This is a genomic window from Amycolatopsis sp. NPDC114478 (assembly GCF_055633805.1).
Genome location: NZ_JBVKDO010000021.1, coordinates 1 through 14,677 on the forward strand (window position 1 = coordinate 1; position 14,677 = coordinate 14,677).

At 72.2% G+C, this 14,677-nt stretch carries 16 protein-coding genes; 8 read left to right on the forward strand and 8 right to left on the reverse strand.

What is annotated here, in order from left to right; translation table 11 throughout:
• Window positions 1-180: 180 nt before the first annotated feature.
• A complete protein-coding gene (locus ACZ7OH_RS40645) occupies window positions 181-792 on the reverse strand; it encodes a TetR/AcrR family transcriptional regulator (protein ID WP_470285767.1) in 612 nt (203 codons plus the stop codon).
• Window positions 793-802: 10 nt separating this feature from the next.
• The gene (locus ACZ7OH_RS40650; protein WP_470285768.1) at window positions 803-1,621 is read right to left on the reverse strand and encodes a class I SAM-dependent methyltransferase; all 819 of its coding nucleotides are present in this window, start codon (window positions 1,619-1,621) and stop codon (window positions 803-805) included.
• Window positions 1,622-1,810: 189 nt separating this feature from the next.
• On the opposite strand from ACZ7OH_RS40650, the gene ACZ7OH_RS40655 reads away from it, so the two are divergent.
• Entirely contained in the window at window positions 1,811-2,404 is a 594-nt protein-coding gene (locus ACZ7OH_RS40655) for a dihydrofolate reductase family protein (protein WP_470285769.1), read from the forward strand.
• Here ACZ7OH_RS40655 and ACZ7OH_RS40660 read toward each other — a convergent pair.
• From ACZ7OH_RS40660 to ACZ7OH_RS40670, 3 genes are all read right to left on the reverse strand, one after another.
• Window positions 2,388-3,239 carry a sigma-70 family RNA polymerase sigma factor gene (locus tag ACZ7OH_RS40660; protein WP_470285770.1) on the reverse strand — a complete coding sequence of 284 codons (852 nt, stop codon included), beginning with the start codon at window positions 3,237-3,239 and terminating at the stop codon, window positions 2,388-2,390. The two genes, ACZ7OH_RS40655 and ACZ7OH_RS40660, sit on opposite strands and share 17 nt — an antisense overlap.
• Window positions 3,240-3,459: 220 nt before the next feature.
• On the reverse strand, window positions 3,460-3,795 hold the full coding sequence (locus ACZ7OH_RS40665) for a VOC family protein (protein WP_470285771.1): 336 nt from the start codon (window positions 3,793-3,795) through the stop codon (window positions 3,460-3,462).
• A gap of 9 nt (window positions 3,796-3,804) precedes the next feature.
• The gene (locus ACZ7OH_RS40670) at window positions 3,805-4,122 is read right to left on the reverse strand and encodes a DUF6223 family protein (protein WP_470285772.1); all 318 of its coding nucleotides are present in this window, start codon (window positions 4,120-4,122) and stop codon (window positions 3,805-3,807) included.
• A gap of 186 nt (window positions 4,123-4,308) precedes the next feature.
• On the opposite strand from ACZ7OH_RS40670, the gene ACZ7OH_RS40675 reads away from it, so the two are divergent.
• Window positions 4,309-5,403, forward strand: a complete 1,095-nt coding sequence (locus tag ACZ7OH_RS40675) for a sensor histidine kinase (RefSeq protein ID WP_470285773.1) — start codon at window positions 4,309-4,311, stop codon at window positions 5,401-5,403.
• A complete protein-coding gene (locus ACZ7OH_RS40680) occupies window positions 5,400-6,071 on the forward strand; it encodes a response regulator (protein ID WP_470285774.1) in 672 nt (223 codons plus the stop codon). Before ACZ7OH_RS40675 ends, ACZ7OH_RS40680 begins: the two co-directional genes overlap by 4 nt.
• Here the strand turns inward: ACZ7OH_RS40680 and ACZ7OH_RS40685 are convergent.
• Window positions 6,034-6,258 carry a hypothetical protein gene (locus tag ACZ7OH_RS40685; RefSeq protein ID WP_470285775.1) on the reverse strand — a complete coding sequence of 75 codons (225 nt, stop codon included), beginning with the start codon at window positions 6,256-6,258 and terminating at the stop codon, window positions 6,034-6,036. The two genes, ACZ7OH_RS40680 and ACZ7OH_RS40685, sit on opposite strands and share 38 nt — an antisense overlap.
• Window positions 6,259-6,457: 199 nt before the next feature.
• Entirely contained in the window at window positions 6,458-7,489 is a 1,032-nt protein-coding gene (locus tag ACZ7OH_RS40690) for a C40 family peptidase (protein WP_470285776.1), read from the reverse strand.
• 81 nt (window positions 7,490-7,570) lie between these two features.
• Between ACZ7OH_RS40690 and ACZ7OH_RS40695 the strand changes: the two genes are divergently transcribed.
• From ACZ7OH_RS40695 to ACZ7OH_RS40715, 5 genes are all read left to right on the forward strand, one after another.
• The gene (locus tag ACZ7OH_RS40695) at window positions 7,571-8,368 is read left to right on the forward strand and encodes a biotin--[acetyl-CoA-carboxylase] ligase (protein WP_470285777.1); all 798 of its coding nucleotides are present in this window, start codon (window positions 7,571-7,573) and stop codon (window positions 8,366-8,368) included.
• 85 nt (window positions 8,369-8,453) lie between these two features.
• Window positions 8,454-9,047 carry a PH domain-containing protein gene (locus tag ACZ7OH_RS40700; RefSeq protein WP_470285778.1) on the forward strand — a complete coding sequence of 198 codons (594 nt, stop codon included), beginning with the start codon at window positions 8,454-8,456 and terminating at the stop codon, window positions 9,045-9,047.
• Window positions 9,047-9,976, forward strand: coding sequence for a hydroxymethylglutaryl-CoA lyase (locus tag ACZ7OH_RS40705; protein WP_470285779.1), 930 nt, complete (start codon window positions 9,047-9,049; stop codon window positions 9,974-9,976). The genes ACZ7OH_RS40700 and ACZ7OH_RS40705 overlap by 1 nt, the downstream gene beginning before the upstream one ends.
• A 103-nt stretch (window positions 9,977-10,079) precedes the next feature.
• Window positions 10,080-11,039 (forward strand): TNT domain-containing protein, encoded by a 960-nt coding sequence (locus ACZ7OH_RS40710; protein ID WP_470285780.1) that lies wholly within the window; start codon window positions 10,080-10,082, stop codon window positions 11,037-11,039.
• Entirely contained in the window at window positions 11,039-11,299 is a 261-nt protein-coding gene (locus ACZ7OH_RS40715) for a hypothetical protein (protein WP_003105220.1), read from the forward strand. Before ACZ7OH_RS40710 ends, ACZ7OH_RS40715 begins: the two co-directional genes overlap by 1 nt.
• A gap of 23 nt (window positions 11,300-11,322) precedes the next feature.
• On the opposite strand, the gene ACZ7OH_RS40720 is transcribed toward ACZ7OH_RS40715, so the two are convergent.
• Complete coding sequence (locus ACZ7OH_RS40720; RefSeq protein WP_470285781.1) at window positions 11,323-14,589, reverse strand: GH92 family glycosyl hydrolase; 3,267 nt, start codon at window positions 14,587-14,589, stop codon at window positions 11,323-11,325.
• Between the last annotated feature and the right edge of the window lie 88 nt (window positions 14,590-14,677).

Here is a 14,677-nt window from a genome sequence, read left to right on the forward strand (position 1 = left end):
CTTGCCAACGGCGATTCCGTGAGAGCCATACCCGGAGCCCCAGGGCCCACCGATCCTACGAATGACCAGTTCAGACCCAACAAAGAAGGTAGGACGGACCGTGACCGGTGTCGTGGAGCGGGCAGCGGGGGTGGTCGGCGAGGGCGCGGGCCGGTGACATGTCGGGTGCGCCTGGGAGAGCTACGGCGCGATGCCCTCGAGCATTGCACGCACCACCGCGTCCGGCGTTGGTGGGTCGAGGGGGCCCGTGTGCGGGAAGACCGCCGCCAGTACCGAGGCGTGGCAGTAGCCGACCAGCATCGCCGCGGCCGCGTCCACTTCGGACTTCTCGCGCAGCCTGCCGAGGGCTCGCTCCTCCTTCAGGTACGCCAGCAGGCGGTCGCGCCAGTAACCCGATCGCTCGCTGATCTCCGCGAACCGCTCCAGCACCCGCGGCTGGCCGATCAGCCCGCTGAACGCCGGCACGATCACCTTGTGCAGCGCCAGCCCGAACTCCAGGTGGCGGTGGAGGTTGCCCGCCACGGTGCCTTCGCCCGCCACCGGCAGGTCGCCCAGTTCCGCTTCCGTCGTGCGCACGTGCTCCAGCAAGGCCCGGGCCACCAGCTCCTCCTTGTCGGAGAAGTGGTTGTAGAGCACGCCGTCGGCGACGCCCGCCATGCGCGCGATCTCGCGCACGGTCATCCCGGCCGTCCCGTGCGTGGCGATCATCTTCTGGGCGGTCTCGACCAGCAGGTCGTGCAGCGACTGGCCGTCCCGCTGCGCCGCGGCTTTCCTCGGTGACATCACCGCCATCGTAAGGGCCTCACGACCTCCTTCCCGTGACCAGCCACGCCGTTCCGCGCAGGCGGACCGCGTCCGGGCCCGCGTACGGCGCCAGTGCCGCCGTCAGAGCCTCCGTCGCTTTGGCCGCCGTCTCGCCGTCGACCATGCCCAGGTGGTGGCGGACCGGACCCCAGTCGCTGATGAACCGGGCCGCGTCGGGGACGTCGTGGCCCCAGACCTGGTCGGCCTCGACGCGGGTGCACACCACGTCGGTGAAGCCGGCTTCGGTCAGGACTGCCGTCGTGCGGTCCGGGTCCGCGAACGACGTCGGCCCGCTGCCGTCGGGGCCGGTGGGCTGGGGAAGGTACTCGGCCAGCGCGCCGAAAACCCGGCCGAGGTCGGTGCCCGCCAGCGCCGTCATGCACAGGAACGCCAGCCGACCGTCAGTGCTCAAGGCCCGCCGGACGTTGGCGAACGCCGCCACCGGGTCGGCGAAGAACATCACCCCGAACCGGCTGACCGCCAGGTCGAACGAGCCTTCGGCGAACGCGTGCACCTGGACGTCACCCTGCTCGAACGCCACGTTCGGCACCTCCGCCGCCCGCGCCCGCGCGGTCGCCAGCATCGGCCCGGACAGGTCGACCCCGGTCGCGGACCCGGCCCGGGCCGCCGCCAGCCGCGTCAGCTGGCCGTTGCCGCAGCCGATGTCCAGCACCCGGTCGCCCGCGCTGACCTGGTCGAGCAGGAAGCCGTTGAACCCGCTGTTCACGGCGTCGTAGCGGTCCGCGTGCGACGCCCAATGTTCCCCCTCGTACCCGTTCCACGCCTCGGCCTGCGCGGTGTTGACGATCCCCGTCATCCCCATCTCCTTCGTTGTGAACACGCGTTCATGAACACTCGTTCATAGTCCCGAGATCCGCCACGGCTGTCAAGGCATCGGCCACCCGGAGCCGGATGTCGGCCAGGTGGCAGATCTTCCGGTCAGGCGATCGCGGAAGACTTCTCGTCATCAGGGAAACCGCCCCTGACCAGCACAGAGGAGCTAGAAATGGCCGACGTGATCGCCAACATGTCCATGTCCCTCGACGGTTTCGTCGCCGACCCGCAGGACCGCATCGACCACCTGTTCGGGTGGTTCGGCAGCGGCGACGTCGAGGTCCCCACCGCCGTCGAGTGGGCGACCTTCAAGACCTCCGAAGCGAGCGCGAAGATGCTCCGCGACGCCATGGCCAACGTCGGCGCGCTGATCACCGGCCGCCGCCTGTTCAACCTCACCCAGGGCTGGGGCGGCGCGCACCCGATGGGCGTGCCGGTCTTCGTCGTCACCCACGAGGAGCCCGCGGACTGGCCGCACCCCGACGCGCCGTTCACCTTCGTCACCGACGGGCTCGAAAGCGCCGTCGAGCAGGCCAAGAAGGTCGCCGGGGACAAGAACGTCGCCGTCGCCAGCACCACGATCGCGCAGCAGTGCCTCAACCTCGGCCTGCTCGACGGCATCCAGGTCGACCTCATCCCGGTGTTGCTGGGCGACGGCGTCCGGTTCTTCGACCACCTCGACGCGACCGTCGCGCTGACCGGCCCCGAGGTCGTCGAGGGCACCGGCGTGACGCACCTGTCCTACCGGGTCACGCGAGGAGCGTGACGTGCAGCGCGGCCAGGCGGGCGGGTTCGGCGATCACTTCGTACGCCGCCACCCGCTCGCCTTCGACCGCCACGGCCAGCGCGAGCAGCAGCCGGCCGCGCGCGGCCATGACGACGCCGACCGCGCCGTCGACCAGGGCCGCTTCGGCGAAGTGAGCCCGTTTCCCGAACACCTGGGTCTCCTCGGCCACCGCTCGCGCCCCACGGGCTTCGAGGGCCGCTCCGGCCGGCAACGCGGCCGCGTCGGCGCGGCGGACGACGTCGGGGGCGAGCACGTCCAGGAGCTCGTCGAGGTCACCACCGCGGGCCGCGGCGAGGAAAGCGTCGACCACGCGGCGGTGCCGCGCCAGGTCGGCCGGCGGCAGCGGGGACGTGCCCCGGACCCGCTGCCGCGCGCGGCTCGCGAGCTTCTTCGCCGCGACCGGCGTGCGGTCGAGCACCGGCGCGATCCGCTCGAACGGCACCGCGAACAGGTCGTGCAGCACGAACGCGATCCGCTCGGCCGGGCCCAGCGCGTCGAGCACGACGAGCAGCGCGCGGCCCACCGAGTCAGCCAGCTCGACCTCGCCCGCCGGGTCCGCGTCGGCGGCCGGCTCCGGCAAGACCTCGAACGGGTCTTCGCGACGGGCCTTCCGCGAACGCAGGACGTCGAGGCAGACGCGGGAAACGACGGTCGTCAGCCAGGCCGCCAGGTTGTCGACCGAGTCCACGCGGTTCAGGCGCAGCCAGGCCTCTTGGACGGCGTCGTCCGCCTCGGCCAGCGAACCGAGCATCCGGAACGCCAGCCCGCGCAGCCTGCCGCGTTCGGCCTCGAACGCCGCGGCCAGCTCATCCATCGGTCACCTTTTCGCCCGCACCCACCGTCGCACTTCCGACGGATCCCGGCGACCAGAGGTGACCGATGAGCTTGCTGACCCCCTGCCGGCCTGGGCGCGTGTCCCGGACGGCGGGTCTTGGAGTCGTCGACGCCGTGCGCACGGCCGGGATCGCCGTCGGCGTAAGGCTTTCGCCGTGGTGGACCGGCGGGCGGCCCACTGGCGGGGACCGGTCGTCGCGCTACTCCGGGCACCACACCGCGAGCTCGCTCCCGCCGGGCTCGCGGAAGTGGAAGCGCCGGCCGCCGGGGAAGGTGAACGGTTCCTTCGTCACCTCTCCGCCTGCCGCCTCGATCGCGGTGCGCGCCGCGGCCAGGTCGTCCGTGCGGACCGTGACCAGCGGCGCGCGGGCTTGCTCGGCCGCGTCCGCCTGGAAGCCGAAGGTGAGGCCCGCGGCCCGGACGTCGGTGTAGTCCGGGCCGTACGGCGTCACCTGCCAGCCGAAAGCGCGCGCGAAGAACTCGCCGGACGCGGTGGCCGACGTGGACGGGAACTCGACGAAGTCGACTTCGAACATGCCCCGACGCTAGCGGCGACCACCGACAAAACCGCGCGAGCGAGCCAGCGCCAGCCCGCCCAGCGCGACGGCGGCCAGCCCGATCACCAGCGCCACCCAGCCCCCGACGATCCCGTACCCGGTGCCGGGACCGCCCTTGGCCATGGCGACGACGACACCGCCGCCGGCCGCGCCGGCGACCCCCGAACCCAGCGCGACGACGGCTCCCCGGCCGCGGGTCAGGGCCAGCACGCCGGCGACGACGCCGGCCACTCCCACCACCGTGGCGATCACGGACCACACGCGCCCCGGCGTCATGGCGTAAGTACTGACAGCGGCAAGGGTCATGGCGTACTCCCATCTTCGGTGTCCGGGCAGCATGTCCGCCGGATCCGTCGCCCGTCGTCGTGCGGATGCGGGCACTTCCCGCTGCCGCGGCCGCCGCAGGAACCCGGGATGTACCGCGGCCGCGGTAGTCCGCGAATGCTCTTCACGCCGGATTCGCCGTCCGGAACATCCGGTTAGGGTGCGGGGATGCGGGTCGTGGACGGGGTGATCGCCGTCGGGGTCGCGGCGGCGTTGCTGGTCGCCGGGCTCTCGGCGCGGCACGTCCCCACGGACCTCGACCCGCTGGGGTACGCGCTCCTGGTGGCCGGCGGGCTGGCTCTGGCCGCGCGCCGCGGGGCTCCGGTCGCCGTGCTCGCGGTGACCGCGGCGTGCGCGCTGGGCTACCAGGCCGCCGGGTTCGAAGTGCCCGTCGTCGCCTACCTGTTCGCGGTGTACGCCGCCGTCCGGGCCGGACACCGCGTCGCCGCGCTGGTCGCGTCGGTGCTCATGCTCGGCGCGGTCCCGTTCGCGATCCTGGCCACGGGCCTGCACACGACCGGCGAGGCGTTCACGCAGTCCCGCGACGTCCTCCAGATCGCCTGGCTGATCGCCGCCGGCGCCGCGGGGGAGGCCCTGCGCCAAGCCGAGCGCCGCGCCGACGAGGCCGAACGGACCCGCGAGGAGACCGCGCGCCGACGGGCCGACGAGGAGCGGCTGCACATCGCGCGGGAGCTGCACGACTCGCTCACGCACCAGATCTCCGTCATCAAGCTGCAGGCCGAAGTGGCCGTCCACCTGGCCGCCAAGCGCGGCGAAGACGTGCCGGACGCCCTCCTCGCGATCCGCGACGCCGGCCGTGACGCGGCGCGGGAACTGCGGGCGACGCTGGCGGCGTTGCGCGACGACGGCACGAGCCCGCCGCACGGCCTCGACGACGTCCCGGACCTGGTGGAGCGGGCCCGTTCCGGCGGTCTCGACGCGCGGCTGACGATCGAAGGCCGCTGCGAAGACGTGCCGGCGGCGGTCGGCCGGACCGCCTACCGGATCGTCCAGGAGTCGCTGACCAACGTCGCCCGGCACGCCGCCGCGGCCGGCGCGTCGGTCCGGATCGACCACCGGCCCGGCACGCTCGTCGTCCGCGTCGACGACGACGGTCAGACCACTGTGGACAGTGCGCCGGGCGTCGGCCTGACCGGGATGCGCGAGCGCGTCACGGCGCTCGGCGGCCGGCTCCACGCCGGGCCGCGCCGCGAAGGCGGGTTCAGCGTCCGGGCCGAGCTCCCCGTGGACGGCCCGGCGTGATCCGCGTCCTGCTGGCCGACGACCAGCCGCTCATCCGCAGCGGGTTCCGCGCGCTGCTCGACGCGGAGGCCGACGTCGAGGTGGTGGCCGAAGCGGCCGACGGCGGCGAAGCCGTGACACTCGCGCTGGAGCACCTGCCGGACGTCGTGCTCCTCGACGTCCGGATGCCGGGTGTCGACGGCCTCGAGGCAACCCGCCGCATCGCCGCGGACCCGGCGCTGGCCGCGGTGCACGTCGTCATCCTGACCAACTACGGCTTCGACGAGTACGTCTTCGAAGCCCTGCGCGCCGGCGCGGCGGGGTTCCTGGTGAAGGACATCCGCCCGGAGGACTTCCTGCACGCCGTGCGCGTCGCGGCCCGGGGCGACGCGCTGCTCGCGCCGTCGATCACCCGCAAGCTGATCGACCGGTACGTGACGCAGCCGCCGGTGCCCGGGGCGCGGCTGGCGGAGCTGACCAACCGGGAGCGGGAGGCGGTCGCGCTGGTCGCGCGGGGGCTGTCCAACGACGAGATCGCGGCGCGGATGGTGATCAGCCCGTTGACCGCGAAGACGCACGTCAACCGGGCGATGGCGAAGCTGCGGGCGCGGGATCGGGCGCAACTGGTGGTGTTCGCCTACGAGTCCGGCCTCAGCTCGGCGGCGAATCCGTCGATCGGCTCACGGTGAGCAGCAGCGGCACCCCCGCGCCCTCCCGGGCGGCCAGGTCGGCGGGCACCCGATCGACGCCCACCTGGAACCATGTGACCAGCGAAGATCCCGGCGCGGAGAGGGGATGCTCGTGGGTGCGCGAGTCCTTTCCGGACCCGCCGATGCCCGGCTCGCCGGGCGGCGCGAAGCCGGGAACGGCGTCCACGTAGGACACGGTCCGCGGGGCCGCAATTGCCGGGGACCGGACCAGCAACCCCGCCGGGACGAGCACTGCGACCGCGAGAATGATTCGAGTCGAATACCTCTTCGCGCGACTGGACATACGATCTCCCCTTCGTATGCGGGAGGCCGTGCGCCGATTGTTCATTGACGCCGAAGGATTTGACGGCTCACGAACAGTCCGATCAGGCCGGGCGGCCCGCGCCCGCGTAGTCGTCGCCCTTCGAGTGGTACGTGTGGATCTGGATCGCCTGGCCCTCGGTCGGCGCGTTGATCATCAGGCCGTTGCCCAGGTACAGGCCCACGTGGTGGATGCGGGTCGCCGGGCTGCCGTAGAACACCAGGTCGCCCAGGCGGGGCTCCTGCGTGGGCGGGACCGGCGGCAGCGCGCGGAACTGGCTGTCCGCCGTCCGCGGCAACGCCACCCCCGCGCTGTCGTACGACGCCTTCGTCAGGCCCGAGCAGTCGAAGCCCGCCGCGCCCGCGTCCGGGCCGTTGCCGCCCCAGACGTACGGGAGGCCGAGCTGGCCCAGGGCGAAGCGGGTCGCGCGGACCCGGGGCGACGAGGCCGACGCCGGGTCCAGGGAGAGCGTCGCGTACAGCTGGGCCATGCCGAGGACGCGCTGGCGGAACAGCTCCGTGTCGCTGCCCGGGTGGTAGGCCGCGATCGCCTTCCACCAGCCCGGGCCGGCGCCGAGGTCCGTGCCGCCCGCGCACAGCGCCCGGCCGGCCGCGATCGGGGCCTCGCCGCCGTACTTCTTGGCCTGCGCCGCCGTCAGGCCCAGCGCGTTCCCGCCGGCGCGGCCGTGGTCCGACGCCGCCGAGCCGACGCCCGCCAGGGTGACCCACGAGAGGTGGCAGGACGGGTCTTCGCTCCGCAGCGCCAGCTCGCCGTTCGCGTAGCCGATCAGTGCTTCGGCGGGGATGTCCAACGGCCCCGCCAGCTGCTCGGCCCACTGCTGCAACGGGCTCTTGCCGCCCTGGCCGGACGCGCCCTGGCCCGGTTCCTGGGCCTTCACCGGTGCGCTGACTTCGAGGACCGACGGGCCGGACGCGGCGTCGCGCGCCACCGGCAGCGCGGCCGCCGGTGCGGGCGCGGGCTCGGGTGACCGGTCGGCCAGCAGCCAGCCCGCGGTGACCAGACCCGCGACGAGCGGCAGCGCGACGAGGCCGCGCAGGGCCGCGCCACGAGCCCAGGAGGTCGGCTTGGTCGTCACGGGGTCCAACTTAGAAGAGCGCACCTCTTAGTGAACGACTGAGTAGCTTGCACGTTAGGGGGACTCTCATATGGTGGACACATGACTGAGATCGACGCTGCCCGCCTGAGTGCGGCGCTCAAGGATCGGTACGCGAAGATCGACGTCGTCGAGCGCACCGGCTCCACCAACGCCGACCTGCGGAAAGCCCTCGAAGACGGCGCCGCGGACCGGACCGTTCTGCTCGCCGAGGAGCAGACGGCGGGCGTGGGCAGGCGGGCGCGTCAGTGGAGTTCGCCGAAGGGCGCCGGGCTGTACCTCAGCGTGGCGCTGCGGCCGGAGGTCCCGTTCACGGCGCTGGGCTCACTCTCCGTCGTCGCCGGGCTCGCCGTGCGGGCGGTCGCGGCCTCCGTCGGGGTCGACGCCTCGCTCAAATGGCCCAACGACGTCCTCGCCGGCGGGGCCAAGTGCGCCGGGATCCTCGCCGAGGCCGTCGCCGGGAACCCGCCGTCGATCGTGCTCGGCATCGGCCTCAACGTCCTGCCGCTCGGCGAGGTCCAGCCGGGCCCGGGCGGCCTGCCCGCGACGTCGCTCGCCGAGCTCGGCGCCACGAACACCGACCGCACCGACGTCGCGATCGCGCTGCTCACCGAGTTCGGCGACCTCGAGCGGCGCTGGCGGCTCGCGGGCGGCGACCTCACCGAGGCGGGCCTGCTCGGCGACTACCGCGCCCACTGCGCGACCCTCGGCCAGGACGTCGAGGTGCAGCTGCCGGACGGCACGTCGCTCACCGGGCGGGCCGCCGACATCGACGCCGCCGGCCAGCTCCAGGTCGACATGGTGGGCGGCCAGCGGCACACCGTGTTCGCGGGTGACGTGGTGCACGTCCGCCCGGCCTGATTCTTCGGGGCGTTGCACTCACCGGCCGGGCGTCTCGCCGGTACGGTGAGGCGACACCGCCGCACCGACCTTGGGAGCGTCCGCCGTGGCTTATCCGGACGATTTGCTCAGCGAGCAAGAGCACGTCGTGGTGCACAGTCACCCCCACTTCAAGATGCTGATCTTCCCGACGCTCGCGTTCCTGGTCACCCTGGGCGCGGGCAGCTGGCTGGCGATCCTCGCCAAGGACGCCGGCTCGCCGTGGAACACGGTGGGGCTGATCGCCATCGGGGTCGTCGCCCTCGTGCTGATCGTGTGGCTGTTCCTGGCGCCGCTCGTCCGCTGGCGGACGACCCACTTCATCGTGACCACCGACCGCCTCATCGCCCGCGAGGGCGTGCTGAAGCGCACCGGCATCGACATCCCGATGGGCCGCATCAACAGCGTCCAGTTCGAGCACGGCCTGCTCGACCGGGTCTTCGGCTGCGGCACCCTGATCATCGAGTCGGCGTCGGACGAGCCGCTGCGGTTCGAGGACATCCCGCACGTCGAGAAGGTGCACACGGTCATCTACCGCGAGGTCAACGACAACCCGTACGACGACTACCGGCCGGGCACCCAGGCCGCTCCGGGGCCCCAGCGGACCGAGCCGCTGCCGCCCCAGGGCGGTCGTCCGCAGCGCGGCGATCGTCGCCGCTGATGGGTACGCGCGAACTGGGCCTGCCGGAACGGGTCCCCTCCGCGGGGGAGCTACCGGAGCGGGTCACGATCTGGGAGGTCGGCCCGCGGGACGGCCTGCAGAACGAGAAGACGATCGTCCCGGTCGAGGTCAAGCTGGAGTTCCTCGACCGGCTCGCGGGCGCGGGCCTGACGACGCTGGAGGCGACGAGCTTCGTGCACCCGAAGTGGGTGCCGCAGCTGGCCGACGCCGAGCAGTTGCTCGCCGGGCTGGACCGTCGCGCGGGCGTCCGCTACCCCGTGCTGGTGCCGAACGAGAAGGGTCTCAACCGGGCCCTCGACGCCGGTGTCGAACACATCGCGATCTTCGCCAGCGCGACCGAGACCTTCGCGCAGAAGAACCTCAACTCCTCGCTGGACGAGCAGTTCGGGATGTTCGAGCCGGTCGTGACGCGGGCCCGGGAAGCGGGCGTCGAAGTGCGCGGCTACCTCTCGATGTGCTTCGGCGACCCGTGGGAGGGCGCCGTGCCGGCCAAGCAGGTCGCCGCCGCCGGCCGCCGCCTGCTGGACATGGGGTGCTCGCAGCTTTCGCTGGGCGACACCATCGGCGTCGCGACCGCGGGCCAGGTGGAGAACCTGATCGGCCTGTTCGGCGATGTCGGTACTTTGGCCGTGCACTTCCACGACACCTACGGTCAGGCTCTGGCCAACACCCTGGCGGCGCTCCGATGTGGAGTGTCGACTGTGGACTCTTCGGCGGGCGGGCTGGGCGGCTGCCCGTACGCCGAGTCGGCGACCGGCAACCTGGCCACCGAAGACCTGGTGTGGATGCTGGACGGGCTGGGTATCGCTCACGGAGCCGATCTGGACGCGCTGGTGGCGGCCAGCACGTGGATGGCGGGACAGCTCGGCCGCCCGAGCCCGTCCCGCGTGGTCGCCGCGCTGAGCTGACCGCGCCCGCGCCCGCGCCGAGGGGGTGCGGTATCAAGGGGGACCGGCAGCACCGCGGCCGCGTCGAACGCCATGTGCCCGCGGGCACCGACCGAGCCGGAGGATGGGTGTGACCGAGCCTTCCGAGGCGGGCTCCGAACCGGTCGAGGCCGACCTCGACACGGGGCCGATCCGGGTGCCCGAATACGGGCTGACGGAATCCGGCGCCTTCGAAGAGGCGCCGACCCCGCCCTCGGGCAACCCCGCGGCGTGGCCCCACGCCGTGTCGCCGCTGCTGCCGCCGTTCCCGCTGCCCCCTGCCCCGCCTGCCCCGGCGCCGGCCGCGCCGCCACCGCCGGTCGCGGGGCCGCCGCTCAGCCCCGGTTCGCCGGCACCGCTGCCGCCGCTCGGGTCGCCGCGCAAGGAACGGGAAAGCGTTGTCGCGCTGTTCCTCGTGCACATGTTCCCCATCGGGCACCTGCCGGTGGCCATGGACAAGCCGGCGCTGCAGCTCCCGCTGCCCGAGGATCCCGACGGGTTCGGCCCGAACGACCACCCGGACGCCCGGCTGATCTTCGACGACCAGGCGCTCACGAACGTCACCGCCGGGTTCCGCCGGTCGCCGACCGCGCCGTCGCGGCCGGTGCCGCGGTACCTGACCGACGGGTACGTGCCGTACGCCCACGCGACGCAGGCGGTGTGGATCCGCCGGTTCGTCGTCGGGCACAGCGACCTCGGGCCCGAATACGCGTGGCCGCCCGGTGACTACTACCCGGAGGGCAGCGTCGACCACGCCGAGCCGGTGATGGTCCCGGCCAACACCGTGCTCGACCGCTTCGGCCCGGCGTACGGCCGCGTGTTCTTCGCCGACGGGACGCCCTTCGCGGAACGCTCGCTGCCGCCCGGGATGCTGGACGCCGAGTACCGCCGGTACGTCGTCGTGCGCGCGGTGCCGATGTGGCGGTCGGAGACCGCGAACTGGTTCGGCCAGGTCGGCGGCGGCACCCGGTACCGTGCGCTGCTGGCGGCCGACGAACTGGTGACCCTCGGCTACCTCGCCGAGGCCAAGGGGGATGAGGACTGATGAACACGCAGTCGATCCAGCGCTGGCTCGGCGTGCTGGGCGTGCCGCCGGAGGTCGTCTCGCTCGGCGCCGAGGTCGACAACGCCTGGTGCCTGATGCAGGGCGAGGACGAGGCGTGGGAGGTCTTCTGGCGGGAGCAGGGCAACCGCTACGACTGGGCGCGGTTCACCAGCGAGCAGGTGGCTTGTCACTACCTCTTCGGCCGGCTGGCCTGGGCGCAGGTCGCCCGCGGGGCCGTCGGCCTGCTGCCCGGGTCGTGACGCGCACGACCCGGGCAGGCCGGTCAGCTCACCGCGTAGGTGAAGACGTGCGCCGCGCCTGAACCGGTCGACGTCGGCAGCGTGATGCTGCGAACCTGCTTCGCCGGATCCAGAGCGACCGGCGCCGTCGCGAACAGGTACGACGTGTACGGCCGCTGGAGCCGGAACATGTACCTCGGGAACGCCGAGTTCACGTACGGCACCTTCGCGATGACGGTGTTCCCGAACTGCGGAGTCTCGTCACCGCCCTTCAGCAACCACTCGGACAGGCCCAGGGGAGCCGCCTGCGTCGAGCCGTCGGTGTAGGTGACGGTCACGGTCCCTTGCGCGTCCGCGCCGGTCGCCGCGCCGAGGAACGACAGCTTCGTCGCGCCCTTCGGAGCGTCCACCGCAAGCGTTTGCCCCGCCGCGATCACGTTGTCGGGCGAGCCGGTCGGGCTCGACGGCCAGCGGAACTGCTGCCCGTTCGCCGTCACGACCCCGCCCGGTGTGATGCCGTTCGCGGCGAACCCCTGCGCCGAGTAGGAGAACGCGAACCCGCCCGGGTAGAGGTCGGTCTCGCCGAAGTCGCCGTACTGGACGAACTTGTCGTCCGTGACGCCGACGTTCGTGTTCGCCGCGTGCAGCGACCCCAGCGTCCCGACGGTCACCGGCAGCTGCGCGGGCACCGGTTGCCCGCTGAACGTCACGGGCACGCTCGTGTACGCGTCCGGCGTACCCGCCGCGGCGGTGACCTTCACCTGCTGCGAAGCGGACCCGTGCGCGCCCACGGTGAGCGTCCCGCTCGACGGCGTCACGGTGATCCCCGCCGGCGGCTTCGCCTGCCACGTCACCGTTCCAGCACCGGTGATGCCTTCCGCGATGACCGTGGCCGTCGTCGCGGCGCCGGGCGCGACGACCACGCGACCCGGCCCGACGCGCCCGCGTACCGGGACTTCACCGTCGCGGAAGGACGGCGGGACGTCGGAAGCGCCCGAACCCCACGACGTCGGCGACGCGCCGAGCGTGAAGTCGAGCCGGCCACCGTTGACCGCGAAGGACTCCGGCAGCCACGGCTTGGTGCTCGACTGTCCGTTGACCTTCAACGCCTTCACGTACTTCACCGAGCTGGACGCGCCGGGCGCGGTGATCGTGATCCGCTGCCCGGTCGCCCGGGTCAGCGTGATCTTCGGGAACATCGGGCTGGCCAGCACCATTTCGGCGCGGCCGGGCGCCTCGGGGTACATGCCGAGCGCGGCGAAGACGTACCACGCCGACGTCGCGCCGAGGTCGTCGTTGCCGGGCAGGCCGTCCTCGGTCGGCTTGAACAGCAGCTCCGCCGAGCGGCGCACCATGTCCTGCGTCTTCGACGGCGCGCCCGCGTAGGCGTACTCCCACGGCACCTCGAACGACGGCTCGTTCGACATGAACGCGTACGGCGAGCTGGCGTCGCTGTTCAGCTTCGTGAAGAAGAAGTCGAGGCGCTTCTTCACGGCGTCGTCGCCGCCCATCGCGTCGAAGAGCCCGCGGACGTCGTAGGGCACCATCCACGTGTACTGCGCCGCGTTGCCTTCCTGGTAGCGCATTTCCTGGTACTGCGCGGGGTCGAACGGCGATAGGAACTGGCCGTCGCGCATCCGGGTCTGCAGGTAGCCCGTCGCGGGGTTGTAGACGTTCTCCCAGTACTGGGCCCGCGACATGAACTGCTGGTAGGTGCTCTTCTGGCCGAGTCGCTGGGCCAGCTGGGCGATGCCGAAGTCCGCCGTCGTCTCTTCGAGCATGTCCGAGACGTTGTTGGGGTGGTACCCCAGCGTCAGGTAGTCCGACAGCCCCGGCCGTTCGAGAGCGCGTTCGCCGGCCTGCTGGACGCGGGTGGCGCCGCCGACCATCGACTTCAGCGCGTGGGACGCGTCGAAGTCCGTGGCGCCGAAGGCGTACGTGCTCGCGATGATCGAGTGGTACGGGTCGCCGCCCATCACGCCCATGAAGTCGTTGTTCTGCGACCAGCGGTCCCAGACCCCGCCCGCCTGGTCCGCCTGGTTGAGCATCGACTGCGCCATATCGGCGGCTTCGTGCGGCGCGAGCATCGACAGCAGCTGGACCTCGTCGCGGTAGGTGTCCCAGCCGGAGAAGTTGGCGTACTGCGCGTGCCCTGGTTTCGTCTGGTGGATCGCTTTGTCGAAGCCCGCGTAGCGACCGTCCACATCGGAAAAGACGTTCGGCTGCATGAGCGTGTGGTAGAGCGCGGTGTAGAACGTCCGGGTCGCCGCGTCCGTGCCGCCTTCGACGGTGATCTGCCGCAGCCGGTCGTTCCAGGCTTGGCGCGCCCGCGCCTCGACCGCGTCGAAGGAGTCGTGCCGCTGTTCCAGCACGGTGTTCAGCCGCGCGCCCGCCATGTCCACATAGGACACGCCGACGCGCACCTGGACCGGCTTGGCCGGGTCGAACGTCAGGTAGGCGCCGGAGCCGCCGTCGGCGGTGACGACCTGCTTGTCCCACGTCGTCTTGCTGAGGTCGCCGCCGCGGGCGCTGGTGCCGCCGGGCGTCACGGCGGCGTTCTGCCAGGTCCCGGACGTCGTGAACGGCTGGTCGAACGACGCCGTGAAGTAGATCTTGTACGTGTTGGGGCCGCGGCAGAAGTGGCCACTGGAGACCCAGCCTTCGACGGTCCGCTTGACCGGGTCGACCGTCACCGAGGCGTCGTCACTGCCCATCGCCGACTGCGCGACGTCGATGAGCAACGTGGCGGGGGAGTTCTTCGGGAAGGTGAAGCGGCCCAAGCCGGAGCGCTGGGTCGCGGTCAGCTCGGTGGTGATGCCGGAGTCCGTCGTCACCTTGTAGTAGCCGGGCGACGCGGATTCGCGTGCGTGGCTGAAGGTGGGGAAGTACTTCGTCGCGTCGACGGCGGGTGACGTGGTGATGTTCCCGGCGAACGGCAGGAACGGGACGTCGCCGGCCGCGCCACCGCAGCCGGCGCCGTTGAAGTGGGTGAGGCTGAAGCCGCGGAGCTGGTTTTCCTCCCAGGCGTAGCCGCCGTCGCGGTCGCGGGCGTAGTACCGGCCCTGCCCGGCGGGCGGCTTGGGCTGCAGCGGCGTGTCGGGGCTCCACTGCACCATGCCGAAGGGGACGTCGGCGCCGGGGAACGTGTCGCCGGCGTAGGTGTTGGTCTCGGGGGTGTCGCCGGCCTTCGCGCCGACGAACGGGTTGACGTAGGACGCGAGATCCCGCGCGTGGTCGGGTTCGGCGAGTGCGGGGCTGGCCACGGCCGTGACCAGGGGAATGACCAAAGCCGCGGTGACGACTCTGCGCATGCTCTTCCTCCCGGGGTGAGCGGGCCGCCCGGGCTGACAACGTTGTCAACGGACCGGGTGACCCGGCGAGCACTGGGAGTGAACCACC

What these genes read in the sequence shown, in the direction of transcription:
- ACZ7OH_RS40705 (WP_470285779.1), top strand. Translation starts at nt 9,047, where the DNA reads ATGGGTACGCGCGAACTGGGCCTGCCGGAACGGGTCCCCTCCGCGGGG.
- ACZ7OH_RS40720 (WP_470285781.1), bottom strand. Translation starts at nt 14,589, where the DNA reads ATGCGCAGAGTCGTCACCGCGGCTTTGGTCATTCCCCTGGTCACGGCC.
- ACZ7OH_RS40710 (WP_470285780.1), top strand. Translation starts at nt 10,080, where the DNA reads ATGGGTGTGACCGAGCCTTCCGAGGCGGGCTCCGAACCGGTCGAGGCC.
- ACZ7OH_RS40715 (WP_003105220.1), top strand. Translation starts at nt 11,039, where the DNA reads ATGAACACGCAGTCGATCCAGCGCTGGCTCGGCGTGCTGGGCGTGCCG.
- ACZ7OH_RS40665 (WP_470285771.1), bottom strand. Translation starts at nt 3,795, where the DNA reads ATGTTCGAAGTCGACTTCGTCGAGTTCCCGTCCACGTCGGCCACCGCG.
- ACZ7OH_RS40695 (WP_470285777.1), top strand. Translation starts at nt 7,571, where the DNA reads ATGACTGAGATCGACGCTGCCCGCCTGAGTGCGGCGCTCAAGGATCGG.
- ACZ7OH_RS40660 (WP_470285770.1), bottom strand. Translation starts at nt 3,239, where the DNA reads ATGGATGAGCTGGCCGCGGCGTTCGAGGCCGAACGCGGCAGGCTGCGC.
- ACZ7OH_RS40645 (WP_470285767.1), bottom strand. Translation starts at nt 792, where the DNA reads ATGGCGGTGATGTCACCGAGGAAAGCCGCGGCGCAGCGGGACGGCCAG.
- ACZ7OH_RS40650 (WP_470285768.1), bottom strand. Translation starts at nt 1,621, where the DNA reads ATGACGGGGATCGTCAACACCGCGCAGGCCGAGGCGTGGAACGGGTAC.
- ACZ7OH_RS40675 (WP_470285773.1), top strand. Translation starts at nt 4,309, where the DNA reads ATGCGGGTCGTGGACGGGGTGATCGCCGTCGGGGTCGCGGCGGCGTTG.
- ACZ7OH_RS40670 (WP_470285772.1), bottom strand. Translation starts at nt 4,122, where the DNA reads ATGACCCTTGCCGCTGTCAGTACTTACGCCATGACGCCGGGGCGCGTG.
- ACZ7OH_RS40655 (WP_470285769.1), top strand. Translation starts at nt 1,811, where the DNA reads ATGGCCGACGTGATCGCCAACATGTCCATGTCCCTCGACGGTTTCGTC.